At 63.1% G+C, this 18,789-nt stretch carries 15 protein-coding genes; 9 read left to right on the top strand and 6 right to left on the bottom strand.

Annotation, left to right across the window (positions count from 1 at the left end; all coding sequences use genetic code 11):
- Positions 1 to 51: 51 nt before the first annotated feature.
- The 3 genes from alaS to HQ843_RS19520 all read right to left on the bottom strand — a co-directional run bounded on the left by alaS (position 52) and on the right by HQ843_RS19520 (position 5,788).
- A complete protein-coding gene (gene alaS / locus HQ843_RS19530) occupies positions 52 to 2,706 on the bottom strand; it encodes an alanine--tRNA ligase (RefSeq protein WP_180901606.1) in 2,655 nt (884 codons plus the stop codon).
- Positions 2,707 to 2,842: 136 nt separating this feature from the next.
- Positions 2,843 to 3,940 carry a recombinase RecA gene (gene recA / locus HQ843_RS19525; RefSeq protein WP_180901607.1) on the bottom strand — a complete coding sequence of 366 codons (1,098 nt, stop codon included), beginning with the start codon at positions 3,938 to 3,940 and terminating at the stop codon, positions 2,843 to 2,845.
- 198 nt (positions 3,941 to 4,138) lie between these two features.
- The gene (locus HQ843_RS19520) at positions 4,139 to 5,788 is read right to left on the bottom strand and encodes a SulP family inorganic anion transporter (RefSeq protein WP_180901608.1); all 1,650 of its coding nucleotides are present in this window, start codon (positions 5,786 to 5,788) and stop codon (positions 4,139 to 4,141) included.
- A gap of 123 nt (positions 5,789 to 5,911) precedes the next feature.
- Between HQ843_RS19520 and HQ843_RS19515 the strand changes: the two genes are divergently transcribed.
- Complete coding sequence (locus tag HQ843_RS19515) at positions 5,912 to 6,766, top strand: AraC family transcriptional regulator (RefSeq protein WP_180901609.1); 855 nt, start codon at positions 5,912 to 5,914, stop codon at positions 6,764 to 6,766.
- Between the two features lie 6 nt (positions 6,767 to 6,772).
- On the opposite strand, the gene HQ843_RS19510 is transcribed toward HQ843_RS19515, so the two are convergent.
- Positions 6,773 to 7,627: a MurR/RpiR family transcriptional regulator gene (locus tag HQ843_RS19510; protein WP_180901610.1), complete on the bottom strand. Its 855-nt coding sequence runs from the start codon at positions 7,625 to 7,627 to the stop codon at positions 6,773 to 6,775.
- A gap of 234 nt (positions 7,628 to 7,861) precedes the next feature.
- On the opposite strand from HQ843_RS19510, the gene murQ reads away from it, so the two are divergent.
- The 7 genes from murQ to HQ843_RS19475 are packed head-to-tail and all read left to right on the top strand — an operon-like array spanning position 7,862 to position 16,046.
- Positions 7,862 to 8,794 carry an N-acetylmuramic acid 6-phosphate etherase gene (gene murQ, locus HQ843_RS19505; RefSeq protein ID WP_180901611.1) on the top strand — a complete coding sequence of 311 codons (933 nt, stop codon included), beginning with the start codon at positions 7,862 to 7,864 and terminating at the stop codon, positions 8,792 to 8,794.
- A 53-nt stretch (positions 8,795 to 8,847) separates the two neighbouring features.
- On the top strand, positions 8,848 to 10,359 hold the full coding sequence (locus HQ843_RS19500; RefSeq protein ID WP_180901612.1) for an ABC transporter substrate-binding protein: 1,512 nt from the start codon (positions 8,848 to 8,850) through the stop codon (positions 10,357 to 10,359).
- A 24-nt stretch (positions 10,360 to 10,383) separates the two neighbouring features.
- Positions 10,384 to 11,343 carry an ABC transporter permease gene (locus HQ843_RS19495; protein ID WP_180901613.1) on the top strand — a complete coding sequence of 320 codons (960 nt, stop codon included), beginning with the start codon at positions 10,384 to 10,386 and terminating at the stop codon, positions 11,341 to 11,343.
- Positions 11,343 to 12,182 (top strand): ABC transporter permease, encoded by an 840-nt coding sequence (locus HQ843_RS19490; protein WP_180901614.1) that lies wholly within the window; start codon positions 11,343 to 11,345, stop codon positions 12,180 to 12,182. Before HQ843_RS19495 ends, HQ843_RS19490 begins: the two co-directional genes overlap by 1 nt.
- Positions 12,179 to 13,915: an ABC transporter ATP-binding protein gene (locus HQ843_RS19485; RefSeq protein ID WP_180901615.1), complete on the top strand. Its 1,737-nt coding sequence runs from the start codon at positions 12,179 to 12,181 to the stop codon at positions 13,913 to 13,915. The genes HQ843_RS19490 and HQ843_RS19485 overlap by 4 nt, the downstream gene beginning before the upstream one ends.
- The gene (locus HQ843_RS19480) at positions 13,915 to 14,919 is read left to right on the top strand and encodes a serine hydrolase domain-containing protein (RefSeq protein WP_180901616.1); all 1,005 of its coding nucleotides are present in this window, start codon (positions 13,915 to 13,917) and stop codon (positions 14,917 to 14,919) included. The genes HQ843_RS19485 and HQ843_RS19480 overlap by 1 nt, the downstream gene beginning before the upstream one ends.
- Positions 14,919 to 16,046 carry an anhydro-N-acetylmuramic acid kinase gene (locus HQ843_RS19475; protein WP_180901617.1) on the top strand — a complete coding sequence of 376 codons (1,128 nt, stop codon included), beginning with the start codon at positions 14,919 to 14,921 and terminating at the stop codon, positions 16,044 to 16,046. The genes HQ843_RS19480 and HQ843_RS19475 overlap by 1 nt, the downstream gene beginning before the upstream one ends.
- A gap of 87 nt (positions 16,047 to 16,133) precedes the next feature.
- Here the strand turns inward: HQ843_RS19475 and HQ843_RS19470 are convergent, their stop codons facing one another.
- Positions 16,134 to 16,739 (bottom strand): alpha/beta hydrolase, encoded by a 606-nt coding sequence (locus HQ843_RS19470; RefSeq protein ID WP_180901618.1) that lies wholly within the window; start codon positions 16,737 to 16,739, stop codon positions 16,134 to 16,136.
- Positions 16,740 to 16,831: 92 nt separating this feature from the next.
- Positions 16,832 to 17,764: a ring-cleaving dioxygenase gene (locus tag HQ843_RS19465; protein ID WP_180901619.1), complete on the bottom strand. Its 933-nt coding sequence runs from the start codon at positions 17,762 to 17,764 to the stop codon at positions 16,832 to 16,834.
- Between the two features lie 130 nt (positions 17,765 to 17,894).
- Between HQ843_RS19465 and HQ843_RS19460 the strand changes: the two genes are divergently transcribed.
- Positions 17,895 to 18,788 carry a LysR family transcriptional regulator gene (locus HQ843_RS19460; protein WP_180901620.1) on the top strand — a complete coding sequence of 298 codons (894 nt, stop codon included), beginning with the start codon at positions 17,895 to 17,897 and terminating at the stop codon, positions 18,786 to 18,788.
- Position 18,789 lies beyond the last annotated feature (1 nt).

Here is an 18,789-nt window from a genome sequence, read left to right as displayed (position 1 = left end):
ACAGATGCGTACTCCGGCAACGCTATGGTTTGAACAGCCCGTTCCCAGATGTCAGCCGGCAAGAGCCGCCCGCACGGCGTCGATCGTCGCTTGTGCGTTTGCGCCATCCGGGCCGCCGGCCTGGGCCATGTCGGGGCGACCGCCGCCGCCCTGGCCGCCGATGGCCGCAGAAGCCGCGCGCACCAGGTCGACCGCGGAAAACCTGTCGGTCAGGTCAGCCGTCAGCGACACCACAATGCTTGCCTTGCCGTCTTCAGCCACGGCAATGAAGACGACCGCTGTATGGTCCCTGTCGGTCTTGGCGGTGTCGGCCATGCCCTTGAGGTCTTTGGCTGCCACGCCCTGAAGCACCTTGGCGATCAGGCTGATGTCGCCGATCTTCTCGGCTTCGTCTGCCGATCCCGTGCCGCCGAGCGCGAGCTGCTTGCGCGCCTCCGTCAATTCGCGTTCCAGCCGGCGGCGTTCGTCCAGCAGCGCCTCGACACGGTTTGCGACGTCGTCCGGCTGTACCTTGAGGCTTGCCGCCAGGGCCTTCAGCTTTTCATCCTGATGGGTGAGATAGCGTCGGGCATCGATCCCGGTCAGCGCCTCGATGCGCCGCACGCCGGCGGCGACGGCGCTTTCGCCGACAATCCGGATCAGGCCGATATCACCGGTGGAGCGCACATGGGTGCCGCCGCACAGTTCCAGCGAATAGGTCTTGCCCGCCTTTTCGCCGGAGGTTGCGGTTCCCATCGAAACAACGCGGACCTCATCGCCGTATTTCTCGCCGAACAGCGCCATGGCGCCTTCCGCGATCGCATCGTCGACGCTCATCAGCCGGGTCGAGACCGGTGCGTTCTGCAACACGATCTCGTTCGCCATGTCCTCGACTTCGGAAAGTTCGGCGGCGCTCAGCGGTTTCGGGTGCGAAATGTCAAATCGCAGCCGCTCGGGCGCCACCAGCGAGCCCTTCTGGGCAACATGGTTGCCGAGCTTTTCGCGCAGCGCCTCGTGGATGAGGTGGGTGGCCGAGTGGTTGGCGCGAAGCCGCGACCGGCGGGCGTGATCTACCGCCAGCGAAACCGGCTCGCCGCGAACGATCTCGCCCCTCTCGACGGTGGCGTAGTGCGCGAACAGGCCGCGCCCCTTCTTCTGCGTGTCGCTAACGCGCAATGTCGCCTTGTCGGTCCGGATCGTGCCGGTGTCGCCCATCTGGCCGCCAGACTCCCCGTAAAACGGCGTCTGGTTGACGATCACGGCAACGCTGTCGCCCTCCCGCGCGGTCTCCACCGAAGCGCCGTCCCTGACGAGCGCCAGGGCTATACCCTCGGCCTTTTCGGTGTCGTAACCGAGAAACTCGGTCGCCTCATGCTTCTCGCCGAGTTCGAACCAGATCGTCTCGGTCGCCTTGTCGCCGGAGCCCGTCCAGTGGGCGCGGGCTTCGGCGCGCTGGCGGTGCATGGCATCCTGAAAGCCGGTGAGGTCGACATGAATGCCGCGCGCGCGCAGCGCATCCTGGGTCAGATCGAGCGGGAAGCCATAGGTATCATAGAGCTTGAAGGCGGTTTCGCCATCGAGGCGGTCACCTTTGCTGAGGTCGCGGCTGGCCTCGTCAAGCAGCGTCAGGCCGCGGTCGAGGGTCTTGCGGAACCGGGATTCCTCCAGCTTCAGCGTTTCGGAAATCAGCGCCTCGGCGCGCTGCAGCTCGGGATAGGCGCGCCCCATTTCGCCGACCAGCACCGGAAGCAGCTTGTAGATGACCGGGTCGCGGGCGCCGAGCAGCTCGGCATGGCGCATGGCGCGGCGCATGATCCGGCGCAGCACATATCCGCGGCCTTCATTCGAGGGCAGGACACCGTCGGCGATCAGGAAGGCGGAAGAGCGCAGATGATCGGCGATGACGCGGTGGCTCGCCCGGTGCTCGCCCTCGGCCTTCACGCCGGTCAGGTCCACGGAAGCGGCGATCAGGTTGCGAAACAGGTCGATATCGTAATTGTCGTGCTTGCCCTGCAACACGGCCGCGACCCGTTCCAGGCCCATGCCGGTGTCGATCGAGGGGCGCGGCAGGTTTTCGCGGCGGTCGGCGGAAATCTGCTCATACTGCATGAACACCAGGTTCCAGATCTCGATGAACCGGTCGCCATCCTCTTCCGGCGAGCCGGGCGGGCCGCCCCAGATATGATCGCCATGGTCGAAGAAGATTTCGGAGCAGGGGCCGCAGGGGCCGGTATCGCCCATCGACCAGAAATTGTCGGAGGTCGCGATCCGGATGATGCGGTCGTCGGGAAGGCCGGCGATCTTCTTCCAGAGATCAAAGGCCTCATCGTCCTCATGGTAGACGGTGACGAGCAGCTTGTCCTTGGGAAGCGCGAATTCCTGCGTGATCAGGTTCCAGGCGAGCGAGATCGCGCGCTCCTTGAAATAATCGCCGAAGGAGAAATTGCCCATCATCTCGAAGAAGGTGTGGTGGCGCGCGGTATAGCCGACATTGTCGAGGTCGTTATGCTTGCCGCCGGCCCGCACGCATTTCTGCGCGGTCGTCGCCGTGGAGTAGGGCCGCGATTCAAGCCCGGTAAAGACGTTTTTGAACGGCACCATCCCGGCATTGGTGAACATCAGGGTCGGGTCGTTATGCGGCACCAGCGGACTGGACGCGACAACCTCATGTCCGTTCTGCCTGAAGTAGTCGAGAAAGGTCGACCGGATTTCATTAACGCCATTCATGCTGCGCCACGTCCCTCTAAATTCTGGTGTGTCCGTTTCCCGGCTTTTAACGACAGCTGAAGATACTGTCCAGACAAGACAAAACAGCGGCCCCAGAAAGCCGCTGTTTAATCGAAGTCATGAAATACAACGAAACCTATTCGTCGTTTGTGCCGGTGGCATCGCCGCCATTATCCTCGGCATTTTCGTCGGCATCGAGCAGGCCTTCGGAAAGCAGGCCGGCATTCTGGCGCAAAGCAAGCTCGATTTCATCGGCTATTGCAGGGTTTTCCTTCAGGAAAGTCTTCGCGTTTTCACGCCCCTGGCCGAGGCGCTCGCTGTTATAGGAAAACCAGGAGCCGGACTTCTCTACGATGCCGGCCTTGACGCCGAGATCGACCAGTTCGCCGGTCTTGGACACGCCCTCGCCATACATGATGTCGAACTCGACCTGCTTGAAGGGCGGGGCCATCTTGTTCTTCACCACCTTCACGCGGGTCTGGTTGCCGACAACCTCGTCGCGATCCTTGACCGCGCCGATGCGGCGGATGTCGAGGCGGACGGAAGCGTAGAATTTCAGCGCGTTGCCGCCCGTCGTGGTTTCGGGCGAACCGAACATCACGCCGATCTTCATGCGGATCTGGTTGATGAAGACCACCATGCAGTTGGAACGCGAGATCGAGCCGGTGAGCTTGCGCAATGCCTGGCTCATCAGCCGCGCCTGCAGGCCGGGAAGACTGTCGCCCATCTCGCCCTCGATTTCGGCGCGCGGGGTGAGCGCGGCGACCGAGTCGATCACGATCACGTCGAGCGCGCCCGAGCGCACCAGCGTATCGGCGATTTCAAGCCCCTGCTCGCCGGTATCCGGCTGGGATATCAGCAGGTCATGCAGATCGACGCCGAGCTTGCGCGCATAGACCGGATCGAGCGCGTGCTCGGCATCGATAAAGCCGCAAATGCCGCCGCTCTTCTGCGCCTCGGCAATTACCTGCAGGGCCAGCGTGGTCTTGCCGGAGCTTTCCGGGCCGTAAATCTCGATGATGCGTCCCTTGGGCAGTCCACCGATGCCAAGCGCGATATCAAGGCCGAGCGAGCCGGTTGACACCGTTTCGATCTCGACGACGCTATCATTGGCGCCGAGCTTCATGATCGAGCCCTTGCCGAACGAGCGCTCGATCTGTGAAAGTGCCGCTTCCAGCGCCTTGCTCTTGTTCACCGATTTTTCCTCGACGAGTCGTAGTGAATTCTGTGCCATGGACCTTATCCCTTGTTGCCGCCGCCGCCTAGACGATTTGAAAACTTACATATTCGTACCCTATTTGTTCCGGTTCCGCAAGCCCCTCTCAAGGCATTGTAATGTATAGAGAAATTACAGTATGTTCTGGTTATGTATTTCCTGTTGGAACACTGCGTCCGCCCCTTCAAGGGAAGGCCGGTTTCACCGCGGGCGTCCTCAGGCCGAGGCTTCGCGCTTCGAGGCGTCGATTCGCCCGGCAGCCTCATCAAGATCCGCGCAATAGGTCACGCGCGGTTCCGCAATATCGTGGCTTTCGAGGATCGCTCGGACATTCGGCGCGGCGCCGGCCAGCAAGATCCGTACCTTGCGGTGTTCCGCCTTGCTGATCGTTCCCTCCAGCACATTGGCGGCCGAGGAATCGAGATAGGGCACGTCCGACAGGTCCAGCACGAAATTGCGCGCGCCGCCGGCAACGCGGTCGAGCACCGAGCCGACGGTGGCGGCCGCGCCGAAGAAGAACGCGCCGGAAATGCGGTAGACCACGGTATCGGGGTCGGTATTGGCGATCGGGTCTTCGGCCGTGGCGTTATAGTCGGAATAGGGGCTGACCGCGACATTCTTGCCCATGCGGTCGATGAAAAGCACCGCGCCGAGCGCGAATCCTGCGACAATGCCTTCGGTCAGATCACGGAAGACCACGAGGAGCAGCGTCACCAGCAGGATCACGGCATCGCCGCGCGAGGTGCGTAGCAGCGTTCTGATCGCCGCCTTTTCCACCATCGTCCAGGCCACAACCGCAAGCACGCCGGCAAGGGTTGCCAGCGGGATGAAGCTGGCAAGCGGTGCTGCGACAATCATGAACAGCAGCAGGAACAGCGCGTGCAGCATGCCGGAAAACGGGCTGGTCGCCCCGGCGCGCACATTGGTTGCGGTGCGGGCGATGGTGCCGGTCACGCAGATGCCGCCGAACAGGCCGGAGGCGATATTGGCCACGCCCTGGCCGACCAGTTCCATGTTGGAGCGATGCCTGCGGCCCGTCATGCCGTCGGCGACGACGGCTGAAAGCAGGGATTCGATCGAGCCCAGCAGCGCGAAGGCGAAGGCATCGGGAAGCACGGCGATGACCTTCTGGAGCGACAGGGCGGGCAGGGCCGGGGCCTGCAACCCTCGCGGCAGTCCGCCGAACTGGCTACCGATGGTTTCCACCGGCAGGTTGAGGGCGAAGGCCGCGAGACTCGCCACGGCAACCGCGATCAGCATGCCCGGCCAGCCCGGACGGAAGCGTTTTACAGCCACAATAATGGCGACAGTCAGCACCGCGATGGCAAGGGCCGCGATGTTGGTGGTCCCGACATATTGCGCCAGATAGGCGACCTTCTCGGCGAGGGGGCCGGGTTCCTTTCCGGGCAGATCGAGGCCGAAGATCGCGGAAAGCTGGCTGGCGAAGATGATGATGGCAATACCGGCGGTGAAGCCGACCGTCACCGGATAGGGTATGAAGCGGATATAGGCGCCGAGCTTCAGATAGCCGGCCGCGATCATGATCAGGCCGGAGAGAATGACGGCGATGATCAGCCCGTCAACGCCGTTGCGTTCGACCGAGGCTGCGACCAGCACGATGAACGCCCCCGCCGGGCCGCCGATCTGGTGGCGGCTGCCGCCAAGCAGCGAGACGAAGAACCCGCCGATGATCGCCGCGTAAAGCCCCCGATCTGGCGAAACGCCGCATGCGATCGCGATCGCCATCGACAGCGGCAGCGCCACGATGGCGACGGTCAATCCGGCGATGGCATCGCTTCTCAACCGGGAAAAGGAATAACCTTCGCGCAGAACGCTGACGGTCTTGGGAACGAGACGGGTTGGCATGATCATTTCACCTGAGGGCCACGGAAGGGCACACGGATAATTGCACCCGAGGAGCGATTCCGCAAGATTTGTCAATGCGGGCTGTGTTTAGAAGGAAACGTCAAACGGGCGCGAACGGTTGTGATGAAAAATACGGAGGTTTTCGGGACCTATCAGCAAAGGCTGGAGCGGGTCAGCAATTACATCAGCGCCCATCTGGACGATGAGCTCGACTATGCAAAACTCGCCGAGATCGCCTGCCTTTCGCCGTGGCACTGGCACCGGATCTACCGGGCGGTGTATGGCGAAACCATCCACGCCACGGTGAAGCGGTTGCGCCTTCACCGGGCCGCCGGCGAACTCGTCAACGGCGCGGCAGGCATAGAGAGCATTGCCAGCCGCGCCGGCTATTCGAGCGTCGCATCTTTCACACGAAGTTTCAAATCCGCTTACGGAATGGCGCCGGCGAGATATCGCAGCAGCGGGCGTCACGTTATTTTCGATAACCATGTCACCGAGGAGAATGATGCGATGTATGACGTCGAACTCAGGAAAGAGAATGCCAGAACCGTGGCCGGCGTGCCGCACACCGGCTCCTACATGGAAGTCGATAAGGCCTTTGGAGAGGCTGTCGGAAAGATGGCGGCGGCGGGCCTGTTCCGGCCGGATATGCAGATGGTCGGAATCTATTATTCGGACCCCGGGCTTGTCGCGGAGGAGGCGTTGCAGTCCTTCGCCGGCTTTGTCGTGCCTGCCGGTTTCACGCCGCCAGCGGGGCTGGAGCTGCGTGAGATCGCCGGTGGTCGCTATGCCGTGTTGCGCCATATCGGACCTTATGCGGAGCTTCACAAGGCCTATGGCTGGTTTTATGGTAGCTACCTTCCGGCTAATGGATATGAGCCGGCGGACGCGCCGCCCGCGGAAGTCTATCTCAACAATCCGCGCGAAGTGGCGCCCCAGGACCTGCTGACGGAAATCTGCATACCCATTAAAGGATAGGCGGCGTCATTTCTCGCCAAGCTTCAGCGCCGTCACCGCCTCGCCGCTGTCGGCGATGTAGTCGCCGGCATCCTGCTGGCGCTGCAGCAGCAGGATGAAGATGAAATCGGTCAGCATCAGCTGGGCATCGCGCGCGGTGATCGCCGAGGAACGCACCTTTTCCTCATCGGCGATGGTATAGAGATTGAGGTCGGCCACCCGGGCGATCGCATTCTGTTTCGGCCCAGTCAGCGAGATCACCGTCGCGGCCCGGTCGCGGGCAAGCTCGGCGATGCGCACGGTCTCGATGCTTGCGCCGGAATAGGAGAGCGCGAACAGCACGTCGCCGGGTCTTGCGGCCGACACATTGGCCATCTGCACGTGGCTGTCGGAATCATGCAGCGCATAGCGGCCGAGCTTCTGCAGCTTGTAGCAGAAATCGCGCGCCACCAGCGAGGAGGCGCCAACGCCGGCCACGTGAATGCGCCGCGCGGCGTCGGTGAACTCCAGCGCCCGGGCAATCGCGCCCTCGTCATTGGCGGCGAGCGTCTGCTGCATGGCGTGCATCTTGCTGGCAAGCAGCTTCTGCGCGATCGTTGCGTGGCTGTCGCCAAGCTCGATCGTCGAATGCAGCGCGCCTGGCGTACGCCATTCACTCGCCTTGGCCTTGCTGACGGCGAATTTCATGTCCTGATAGCCGGAAAAGCCGAGTTTCTGGGCGAATTTCACCACGCTCGACTGGCTACGTCCGGTCTTTTCGGCAAGGCTTGCCGAAGACAGCCGCAACACCTCGTCGGGATGGGCGAGGATGAAATTGCCGATCTGCCGGTCGGCGGGCGCAAGGCTTTCAAGCTGGGCTTCGATGATCTTGAGGACGGACATTGCCTGCCTTTCCGATGGGGCGATTGTCGAAGAATAATAAATTCCCGATTTTTGGAATACAATGGAATTGTTGCGAATTGGTTTCGCTCGAACAGCGCCGGTGGCAATGGAATAAATTATTCTTGAATTTATTTGACAGGTGGAATTTCCAATTATAGCCTTGGATCAAATCCGAAGGTGCGGCCGATTGGAACAGAAGCATCGGCGCGCCGCGAAGGGCAGGGGAAGCGTCTCTTGAATTTGCTGAACGGCGAGCTCGACAAACTGGTGTCCGAAGGGCGCAATCCGAAGAGCCTCGAGCTCGATCTCATGACCACGCGCGAGATCATCGAGACCATCAATGCCGAGGACGAGGCGGTGGCGGGCGCGGTCGCCCGCGAAATCCCGTCGATCACGGCGGCGGTCGAACGCATCGTCGCGGCCTTCAATAGTGGCGGGCGGCTGATCTATATCGGCGCCGGCACCAGCGGTCGCCTCGGCGTGCTCGATGCCTCCGAATGCCCGCCGACATTTTCGGTGCCGCCCGGCATGGTGCTCGGCCTGATCGCCGGCGGCAATGCAGCACTCACCACCGCCGTCGAGGGCGCGGAGGATGACCCGGCTCTGGGCGCCGCCGATCTTGAGGCCGTCGAATTGAGCGAGCGGGATGTCGTCGTCGGCATCGCCGTCAGCGGCCGCACGCCCTATGTCATTGGCGCTCTGGAATATGCGCGCGGCAAGGGCGCGGGCACGGTCGCGCTTTCGTGTAATCCGGCTTCAGCGATTGCGACGATTGCCGATATCTCGATTGCCCCGGTTGTCGGCCCCGAGGTTCTGACCGGTTCCACCCGCATGAAATCCGGAACGGCGCAGAAGCTCGTGCTCAACATGCTGAGCACGGCCAGCATGATCCGCATCGGCAAGGTCTACCAGAACCTGATGGTCGACGTGACGGTCAGCAACGCCAAGCTTTACGCCCGCGCGGTGCGCATCGTCATGGATGCCTCCGGCGTCGGCGCGGACGAGGCGGCGGCGCTGCTGGAGAAAACCGGCAACGACGTCAAGCTCGCCATCCTGCTGGCGCTGACGGATATGGAATTGCAGCAAGGCCGCGATCTTCTGGTGAGATCCGGCGGCTATCTGCGCAAGGCGATCAACCAGAAGACGGCGCCAGGCCGCGAAGACTGAAGTCGCTCCGGCCCATCTGGCCGGCAACAATCATCATCTCGAGGGACATGATCATGGGAAGAGTTCAAATCAAGACGATTGCATCCGCGGTTGCCATTGCCGCAGCGCTCACGGCCATGCCGGCCGCGGCAGCGACATTGAAAATGGCGTGGTCGCAGGACGCGACCGGCCTTGATCCGCACAAACAGACCGCATTTGCGTCGATCCGCCTGCTCGAACTCATTTACGAGCCGCTGGCGCGCACCGATGCCGAACTGAACGTGGTGCCGGCCATCGCCGTCTCCTGGGAATTTTCCGAGGACGGCAAGACGCTGACCTTCAAGCTCGATCCGAATGCCAAATTCTCCAATGGCGACAAGGTGATGCCGGCGGATGTGAAGGCTTCGTTCGAGCGTATCCTTGACGAGGCCACCAGCGCCGCCGCCCGCTCCAATTTCCTGTCGATCGAAAGCATCGATACGCCCGATGACGAAACCGTCGTCTTCAACCTGTCGCAGCCGGACGTTCCGCTGCTGACGGCGATGTCGTCGATCAATGCGGCGATCGTTCCGGCGGCGGCGATTGAGGCCGATACGCTGGGCACTCAAACCACCGGTTCCGGTCCGTTCGTGCTGAAAAGCTGGGACCCGAATTCACGCGAGGTGCTGGAAGCCAACAGCAACTGGGCCGGCGGTACGCCCGGCGTTGATGGCATCGATATCTCGGTCCTTCCCGATGAGACCGCCATTCTTGCGTCGCTGCGGACCGGCCAGGTCGATTTCGCGCTGATCAACGATCCGCTGGTCGCAACATTGGTTCCGAGCAATCCGGGACTGACGCTCGATCGCGAGCCGGTGCTGTCCTATCACGTGCTCCAGCTCAATGCCGAAGAGGGCGCGATGGCCGAACTCAAGGTCCGTCAGGCGATCTCCTGCGCCATCGACCGGCAGGATGTGCTTGATGCGGCGCTTCTCGGCGAGGGCAAGGTAACCGGCCCGTTGACCATGCCGGCCTTCGCCACCGATCCCTCCGAACTGTTCTGCTATACGCAGGATCTCGACAAGGCCAGGGCGCTGATGAAGGAAGCAGGCTTTGCGGACGGTTTCTCGGCCAAGGTGATGGCGGCGACCGGCGAACCGCCTACGGCGGCTTCCGAGGCCCAGGTCATCCAGTCGCAACTCGCCGAGATCGGCATTGATCTCGATATCGAGATGATGGAGCTGAACGTCTATATCGACCGCTGGCTGAAGGGCGATTTCGATATGGCCGTGGCGCTGAACGGCGGCCGCACCGATCCCTACACCATGTATAACCGCTACTGGACAAAGGACGGCAACCTCAACCACGTCGCCCATTATATCGACGACGAACTTGATACGTTGATGAATGAAGGTCGCGTGGAAACGGATCCGGCCAAGCGCAAGGAAATATTCGCTGAATTCTCGAAGCACATCACCGAGGTTTCGCCCTGGGTCTGGCTTTACACCGGCTACAGCTACACCGCCAGCACCGACAAGGTGAGCGGCTTCGAAGCGACGCCGACCGGCTCGCTTTATGGGCTGTCCGCCGTTACCGTCGGCGAATAAGCAAAGGCGCGAGGACAACATTCCATGAACTATCTGACCCGAAGACTGGTGACCTTTCCTCTGGTCATGCTCGGGGTGTCGGTCCTCGTGTTCATCTCGATCAGGCTGGTTCCCGGCGATGCCATCACGGCGATGCTGGGGACCGAGGCCGGGCTTCTGACCCCCAATCAGCGGGCGGCGCTTGAAAGCTATTTCGGCATGGACCGGAGCTGGTTCTCCCAGTACTGGCACTGGCTCGGCGGCGCGCTCCACGGCGATCTCGGCATTTCCGTCACCTATGGCAAGCCGGTGCTGGACGTCATCCTCAGGGTGTTTCCGCTGACGCTCGAACTGGCATTGCTGTCGATGATCGTGGCGCTTGCCATCGGGTTGCCGGCGGGCATTTACGCTGCAACCCACGCTGAAAAACCGTCCGATCTGATCGTCCGCGTGGTCGCGATGATCGGCCAGTCGACGCCGAGTTTCGTGGTCGCGCTGCTGGCGATCTACGCGCTCTCGGTCTGGTTCGGCGTGCTGCCAGCCATGGGCACCTTCACGCCGCTTTTCGTTGATCCGTTGAAGAACCTCGCCCAGATGATCCTGCCCGCGCTGACGCTTGGCTTTGCCTTCGCCGCCGCCGTCACCCGGATATCGCGCTCCGCCATGCTCGATATTCTCTCCGACGACTATGTTCGCACCGCCCGCGCCAAGGGCGTGCCGCAGCGCAAGGTGATCTGGCACCATGCCCTGCCCAATGCGCTGATCCCGGTCGTGACCGTCTCCGGCGTCGAGTTCGGCTATCTGCTGGGCGGCGCGGTGATCGTTGAACAGGTGTTCGCGCTTCCGGGTCTCGGACGCACGGTGCTGGATGCCATTCTCCAGCGTGACTATGCGCTGGTGCAGGGCAGCGTATTGTTCATCGCGCTCAACTTCATGATCGTCAATCTGCTGGTCGATCTCGCCTATGCGGCGCTCGATCCGCGTATCCGGCTGGGGGCGCAGTGATGGCTCTCATACGTTCAATCTTCTCCCATCCAAGCGGCCGCATCGGCGGCGCGATCGTCGGGTTCTATATCGTGGTGGCGATCCTCGGCTTGATCGGCGCGACACCGCACGACCCGCTGATGCAATTCCGCATCGACCGGCTGCACGCGCCATCCGCCACCTACTGGATGGGCACCGATCTGCTCGGCCGCGATGTCGCAAGCCGGCTGATGATCGGCATCGCGCAATCCTTCATCGTCTCGTTTTCCTCCGTTGCGCTCGCCACAATCGCCGGCATCGTGCTCGGTCTGGCCGCCGCCTGGTTCGGCGGCAACTGGGATGGCGCGATCATGCGGCTGATGGACGTGCTGCTCGCCTTTCCGGCGATCCTGCTGGCGCTGCTGATCATCACCATTGTCGGCCCCGGAACCTGGACCAGCGTTGTGGCGATCGCCTTCGTCTACACGCCGATCTTCACCCGCGTGGTGCGTGGCCCGGCGCTGTCGCTGAAGACCCGTGAATTCGTCGACGCCGCCCGCACTTTCGGATCGTCGCGCACCTACATCCTGTCGCGGCATATGCTGCTCAATCTGGTCGCGCCGCTCACCGTGCAGGTGACGCTGGCGTTGGCCTGGGCGCTGCTGACGGAGGCGGGGCTGTCCTTTCTCGGCCTCGGCACCCAACCGCCGCAGGCCTCCCTCGGGCTGATGCTGAGTGAGGCCCGCAACCTGATGGAGATGGCGCCCTGGCTGCTGATCTTCCCGGCGCTCGCGATCATGCTCGGCATTCTCGGCTTCAACCTTCTGGGCGATGCGCTGCGCGACATTCTCGACCCACGCTCGCGGAGGGCCGAGGCATGAGCAGGCTTCTCTCTGTCTCCGATCTCCGCGTCGGCTTCGGTAAAAAACCGGAGAAGAACGAGGTCGTGCGCGGCGTCAGCTTCGATCTCGATGCCGGCGAGACGCTCGCCATTGTCGGCGAAAGCGGCTCGGGCAAATCCGTCACCTCGCTCTGCCTCAACCGTCTGGTCGATTTCGGCGGCGGCAAGATCACCGGCGGGCGGATCGATTATACGCTGTCAGACGGCAGCACGGTCGACCTCGCGACGCTTCCCGAGAACCGCCTGACCGGCATTCGCGGCCGCGAGATCGGGATGATCTTTCAGGAGCCGATGACCTCGCTGAACCCGGTCCACACCGTTGGCGAGCAGATCGCCGAAAGCTTCCGCCTGCATCACGGCCTCACTGGAAAGCAGGCGATGAATGCGGCGCGGGAAGCCCTTGAGCGGGTTCGCATTCCCGATGCCGAACGGCGGCTGAAATACCATCCGCACCAGCTTTCCGGCGGCATGCTGCAGCGGGTGATGATCGCGATCGCGCTGTCCTGCAATCCGCGCCTGCTGATCGCCGACGAGCCGACCACGGCGCTTGACGTCACGGTGCAGGCACAGATCCTGGCACTGCTCTCCGATCTGAAGCGCGAGAGCGAGATGGGCCTGATCTTCATCACCCATGATATCGGCCTTGTCGCTGGCATCGCCGACAAGGTGATGGTGATGCAGCAGGGCGAGGTGGTGGAGCAGGGCGAAACCGACACGGTTCTCGACAACCCGCAACATGCCTACACGCAGCACCTGCTGAAGGCCGTGCCGCATTTTGCCGAGGGCCGTGCCGTGCGCAGCGATTTTGCGCGCAAACCGGATGTCTCGCCGGCGCTGAAGGTTGAAAACCTGACGGTGCGTTTCCCGGTGACTTCCGGCCTGTTCAGAAAGCAGGCGGGCGCGGTTCACGCCGTCGATGGCATCGATTTCGACCTGATGCCGGGCGAGACGCTGGGCATTGTCGGCGAAAGCGGTTCCGGCAAGTCGACCACCGCGCGGGCGATCATGGGCCTCACCAAACCGACGCGGGGCTCGTTCTCGCTGGGCGATGGCGGCAACGTCGCCGCCCATGGCGATCCGATCCAGATGGTGTTCCAGAACCCCTATGCCTCGCTCAATCCGCGTCTTCGCGTCGACAGCATCCTCGCCGAACCGGTGATCGCCACCGGCGGCCGGCTGAACGCCGATACCCGCGCCCATATGGCCGCGCTGCTGAAGCGCGTCGGCCTGCCGGAAAACGCGCTGACGCGCTATCCGCACGAATTCTCCGGCGGCCAGCGCCAGCGGCTCTGCATCGCCCGGGCGCTGATGCTGAAGCCCTCCGTCGTGGTGCTGGACGAGGCTGTCTCCGCGCTCGATGTCTCGGTGCAGGCGATGGTGCTGGAGCTTCTGACCGAGCTTCAGCGCGACATGAACCTCTCCTACGTGTTCGTCACTCACGACATGGCCGTGGTCGAGCGTATCGCTCACCGCATCGCCGTGGTCTATGCCGGCCAGATCGTCGAGATCGGCGATGCGCGGGCGGTGCTTGCAGAGCCGCGGCATTCCTATACAAAGCGGCTGATTTCGGCGGTGCCGAGCATCGACCGCCGCCGCCAGGATTACCGCGTCGACACCACCGACGTGCCGTCGCTGGTGCGCCCGGCGGGCTATGAGCCGCCGGATGCCGACTGGGTATCCTATGGCGATGATCATCTGGCGAGGGCGGAATGATGAGCGAGATCAGGTTCGACAAGGCTTTTTCGGCGCTGGAGCGATCCGTTGCCGCCGGACGGATTCCGGGCGGCGTGCTGGGATGGATCGACCTTGAGGGCAGGCGTTTGACCCGGGGCGCGGGCAGGGCCGCCATCGTGCCGGAAGAGCGTCAGATGACGATCGATACATGGTTCGATCTCGCCTCGCTCACCAAGGTGATCTTCACCACGCCGCGCATTCTGGCGCTCGCCGAGGCCGGAGAAATCGACCTCGATGCGCCGCTGACCTCCGTCATTCCCGATTTTCGGCAATACGATCCGAACTGCTGGGAGCGGCAGGTGACCTTCCGCCAGTGCCTTGGGCACCAGACGCATTTCCCCGCGGTCGAGCCGATCTACACCTATGGCGGCGACCCCGACCGGTTGAGGGCCTTCGTGCTTCAGCGGGAGTGGAGACGGGTGGAAACGCCGGTCTATTCCGATATCAACTTCATCCTGCTCGGCATCGCGCTGGAACGGCTTTCGGGCGATACGATCCGCGATCTCAAGCCCGGGCCGGGCTTTGCGTTTTCCGCCGAGCCCGCGAAGACCGTCGCGACCGAGCGGTGCACATGGCGCGGCCGGGTGATTGCGGGCGAGGTTCACGACGAGAATTGCTACGCCCTTCAGGGCTCCGGCCATGCCGGGCTATTCGGGCAGGTCGATGCCGTTTTGGGTTTCGCCCGCGATCTCCTGAAGCGCGACAACCGGGATGACGCAGCCGTCAGGCTGATGCGGGAGCCCTTGTCCGAGCGCCGCACCCATGGCTGGGAACGGCCTTATGAGGGCTGGCATGGCGGCGCGCTCTGCTCGCAGGCGACCATCGGCCATACCGGCTTCACCGGCACCTCGCTGGTGGTCGATTTCGAGCGCGGCCACGCCTGGACATTGCTGACCAATCGCGTCCACCCCAGCCGCCATGTCGACAGCGGCATCATGGCACTGCGCCGCGCTGTCAGCGATTTCATAAACGGAGCGGAATGATGGCTGAGGAATTCAAACCGGTCTGGGCGGTCGGCCTGATGACGGGCACCGTGCTCGACGGCAATATCGATGTGGCGATGCTGAAAACCGACGGGGTAAGCGTCACCGAATTCGGGGCCTACACGCTGGCGCCCTATCCGCAATCGACCCGCGACCTGCTGGAGGAAACGCTCGCCATTGCCCGCAAATGGAATTTCGAGGGCCCCGAGCCGGAAACCTTCGCGGAAGCCGAAGAGGTCCTGACCCGCGCCCAGTCCGCAGCCGTCAGGGCGCTGGTGGAAGCGGAAGGGCTGACAATGGCCGATATCGGCGTTGTCGGCTTTCATGGCCAGTCCGTGCTGCACCGCGCGCCGACCAAGGACCGGATCGGCGATACCCGCCAGCTCGGCGACGGCGCTTTGATGCACGAACTGCTCGGCTGCGAGGTCGCCTATGATTTCCGCACCGCCGATGTTCGCGCGGGCGGGCAGGGCGCGCCGCTTTCTGCGGGCTATCATCAGGCCTTGCTGCGCGGTCTCGACATGACGGGCGAGACGGCGGTGCTCAATCTCGGCGGTGTCGCCAACGTCACGTCGTGGGATGGCGGCGACCGGCTGATCGCCTTCGATACCGGTCCCGCCAACGCCCCGCTCAACGATTTCATGAAGGAAAACGGCCTCGGCGACATGGATCGCGACGGCAGGCTGGCGCTCTCCGGAACGGTTGACGAGGATCGGCTCGCGCGACTGCTCGAACATCCCTATCTTTCAGCGCCTTATCCGAAGTCCCTCGACCGTTTCGACTTCACCGCCGCCATGGCCGAAGGTCTCGATCCCGCCACGGGCGCTGCAACGCTGACCGCGTTCACCGCCTCGGCCGTCGGCAAGGCGCTCGACCTTCTGCCGGTGCGTCCGAAACGCCTGATCGTCTGCGGCGGCGGGCGGCGCAACCCGGCGATCATGGCGATGCTCGACACCCGCGCCGGCGTCGAGGCCGTGCCCGCGGAAACGGTCGGCTGGCGCGGCGATGCGATCGAGGCCGAGTGTTTCGCGTTTCTGGCGGTACGCACGCTGCGCGGTCTCCCGATCAGCTTCCCGACCACCACCGGTGTTCCCGCGCCGATGACGGGCGGCAAGGTCGCGGGCTGAGGTTTTGCCGCCAGTGCTCAGCGGAGCTCTCCACCTGCCTCATCCAGACAAGCCCTGAGAATGACGCAGAGGAGGGGGAGAGGTCTGTCAGTTTTTCAGGAATTCGGCGACGGCGTCGATTTCCTGCGGGCGGATTTCGTGGCCGCCGCCGTGGAAGAGCGACCGGACCATAGCCTTCTGTGCTTCGAAATAGCCGATCAGGGCGCGGGTTCCGGCAGGTGGGCAGATCGGGTCGCGTTCACCGGCGGTTACCAGAATATCCTTGCCCGATAGCGCCGGATTATCCTCCGGCGTCCACGGGATCAGCGGATGCATGAGCACGGCACGGTCGAAGAGATCCGGTTGTCTGAACAGCACCGAGGCGAGAATGTTGGCGCCGTTGGAATAGCCGATGCCATAGACTGTGCGGCTGGGATCGGCTTTGCGGTGCGCCGCGATGAAGCGGCGCATCTTGTCGGTGCGGCGGGCAAGATCGTCCATGTCGTAAACACCTTCGCCGGTGCGGCGGAAGAAGCGCAAAGCGCCGAATTCCGAAACGTCGCCGCGCGGCGAGACGATGGCAGCGCCCGGCAGAATCTGCTCCACGAGCGGGACGAACTGGTGTTCATTGCCGCCTGTGCCGTGAAAGCTGAAGACGAGCGGTTCTCCGGCTGTGCCGGCGCGCGTGAAAGCCTGATAGGTATCATCGGTCATGGTCTGGGTCCTCTGGCGTCAGTCGGGTCCGGCCATGCCGGACCCGGAGAAAGGGAACCGGCGCCTGTAGTCGGAGAGGCGCCGGCTGACACTCAGTCGTCGATCGGCGTCAGGATTTCTTCGATCTTGGCGCGATGCTGCTCATATTGCGGCGGCAGTTTCAGCGCTTCGCCGAGATGGGCCGTGTCCTCGTCGGCGTCAAAGCCCGGCTCGTTGGTCGCGATCTCGAACAGCACGCCGCCGGGTGTGCGGAAATAGATCGCCCAGAAATAGTTCCGGTCGATCACCGGGGTCACCTGATAGCCGGTATCCATCAGCGCCTTGCGGACGTCGAGCTGGGCGGCGCGATCCTCCACCGCAAACGCGATGTGGTGGACGGAGCCTGCGCCCTGACGGGCAGCATTCGCCGACGGCAGGGTCTGGATGTCGATAAAATCGGCGCCGTTGCCATTGCCGATCGCGAAACGGGTCCAGTCATCCTTGCTGTCGACCTTTTGATAGCCCATGAAGCCGAGCAGTTCCGCCGTCGCGCCGCTGTCAGCAAGGCGCAGGCTCGCGCCATGGAAGCCGCGGATTGCTTCCGCCTCCGCGATATCGCCTTTCAACCAGCCCGCGCGGTCGTCATTGTCAACTTCGACCAGCGCGAAGGCATCCCGATCAGGGCCTGCAAAATGAAGACGCTTTTCGCCGAAGACTTCGGTTTCGGCGATATGCCCGACGCCCATCGCGCCGAGGCGTTCCTTCCAGAAGGCGAGCGCGCCCCTGGGGACCGCAAACAGTGTTTCGCCGACCTCGCCCGTGCCGGGCCTGCCGGCGGCGATATGCGGGAAGGGGAAATAGGTCAACACCGAGCCGGGCGTGCCGACCTCGTCGCCGTAATAGAGGTGGTAGACGTCCGGGGCGTCGAAGTTCACGGTTTTCTTGACGCGGCGAAGCCCGAGGGTTCCGGTGAAGAAGTCATTGTTGGCCTGTGCATCCGCCGCCATGGAGGTGATGTGATGCAAGCCCTTGATCTGCTGTAACATCATATTGTTCCTTGCCTTACGGGGCGTGCGTTTCGCGCCTCGTTTCTGGACATAAGATGGGGCATCAGAGATGAAACGATAAGTGTAATTAAATTGACGATATTATTGCATATGACGTAATAATAACCTCATGAAGGCTTTGAACGACATCCGTGTTTTCCTGAGCGTCGCCGAACTTGGCAGTTTTGCCGCGGCGTCACGCGCGCTTGCCATGACCGCGCCAAGCGTGACGCGAGCCGTTGGTGCGCTGGAGGAGCGGCTCGGCGTGCAGCTTTTCGTGCGCACCACGCGTCAGGTGTCGCTCACCTCGGCGGGCGCGATCTATGCGGCGCGGATGCGGCCGCTGTTGAAGGCGTTCGACGATGCCAGCGAGGAGGTGCGCGAGCGGGAGGCGGCCGTCAGCGGCCACATCAGGCTGAACGCGCCGCTGTCGCTCGGCCAGCAGATATTGCCGGATGTGCTCTCCGGTTTCCGCTCGCAACATCCAGCGATCAGCCTTTCGGTGACGCTTGACGACAGTTTCGTCGATATCGTCACCGCGCCATTCGATCTGGCCATCCGGATTTCCGGACCGCCCGAGGACAAATCGACGATCTGGCGCAAATTGTGTCCGATCCGGCGGGTGCTGGTGGCCTCGCCCGGATTTCTGGCCACCAACGGAACGCCGGAAACGCCTGACGATCTTTCCGCCTGCCTGGCCTTTGATGCGGAGGCGGCGACTGAAACCTGGGAGTTGACGAGCGCCGGGAAAAGACGGCGGGTGCGGGCAGGGACGACATTTGCCGGCAATAACGGCGAGCTTCTGGCACGACTTGCCGAAAACGGCGAGGGCGTCGCGCTGCTTCCGCACTTCATCGTCGAGGACGCGCTGGGAGAGGGGCGGCTGACGCAGGTGCTTTCCGGCTGGACGCCGCCGGAACTGTGGCTGACGCTCTATTATCCGCCCTATGACCGCCTGCCGGTCCGGGTTGCCCGGTTTTCGGATTTCTTCGAAGCCTATGTCACCCGTGTCCGGCCATTGTGAA

The organism is Martelella sp. NC20, from assembly GCF_013459645.1.
In the GTDB taxonomy this organism is placed as follows: Bacteria; Pseudomonadota; Alphaproteobacteria; order Rhizobiales; family Rhizobiaceae; genus Martelella.
Note: the sequence above shows the minus strand (reverse complement) of the source record. Positions and strands in the feature narration are given on the sequence as shown.

Coding starts and splice junctions, on each gene's coding strand:
- alaS (WP_180901606.1), bottom strand. CDS start 2,706: ATGAATGGCGTTAATGAAATCCGGTCGACCTTTCTCGACTACTTCAGG.
- recA (WP_180901607.1), bottom strand. CDS start 3,940: ATGGCACAGAATTCACTACGACTCGTCGAGGAAAAATCGGTGAACAAG.
- HQ843_RS19520 (WP_180901608.1), bottom strand. CDS start 5,788: ATGCCAACCCGTCTCGTTCCCAAGACCGTCAGCGTTCTGCGCGAAGGT.
- HQ843_RS19515 (WP_180901609.1), top strand. CDS start 5,912: ATGAAAAATACGGAGGTTTTCGGGACCTATCAGCAAAGGCTGGAGCGG.
- HQ843_RS19510 (WP_180901610.1), bottom strand. CDS start 7,627: ATGTCCGTCCTCAAGATCATCGAAGCCCAGCTTGAAAGCCTTGCGCCC.
- HQ843_RS19500 (WP_180901612.1), top strand. CDS start 8,848: ATGGGAAGAGTTCAAATCAAGACGATTGCATCCGCGGTTGCCATTGCC.
- HQ843_RS19495 (WP_180901613.1), top strand. CDS start 10,384: ATGAACTATCTGACCCGAAGACTGGTGACCTTTCCTCTGGTCATGCTC.
- HQ843_RS19490 (WP_180901614.1), top strand. CDS start 11,343: ATGGCTCTCATACGTTCAATCTTCTCCCATCCAAGCGGCCGCATCGGC.
- HQ843_RS19485 (WP_180901615.1), top strand. CDS start 12,179: ATGAGCAGGCTTCTCTCTGTCTCCGATCTCCGCGTCGGCTTCGGTAAA.
- HQ843_RS19480 (WP_180901616.1), top strand. CDS start 13,915: ATGAGCGAGATCAGGTTCGACAAGGCTTTTTCGGCGCTGGAGCGATCC.
- HQ843_RS19475 (WP_180901617.1), top strand. CDS start 14,919: ATGGCTGAGGAATTCAAACCGGTCTGGGCGGTCGGCCTGATGACGGGC.
- HQ843_RS19470 (WP_180901618.1), bottom strand. CDS start 16,739: ATGACCGATGATACCTATCAGGCTTTCACGCGCGCCGGCACAGCCGGA.
- HQ843_RS19465 (WP_180901619.1), bottom strand. CDS start 17,764: ATGTTACAGCAGATCAAGGGCTTGCATCACATCACCTCCATGGCGGCG.
- HQ843_RS19460 (WP_180901620.1), top strand. CDS start 17,895: ATGAAGGCTTTGAACGACATCCGTGTTTTCCTGAGCGTCGCCGAACTT.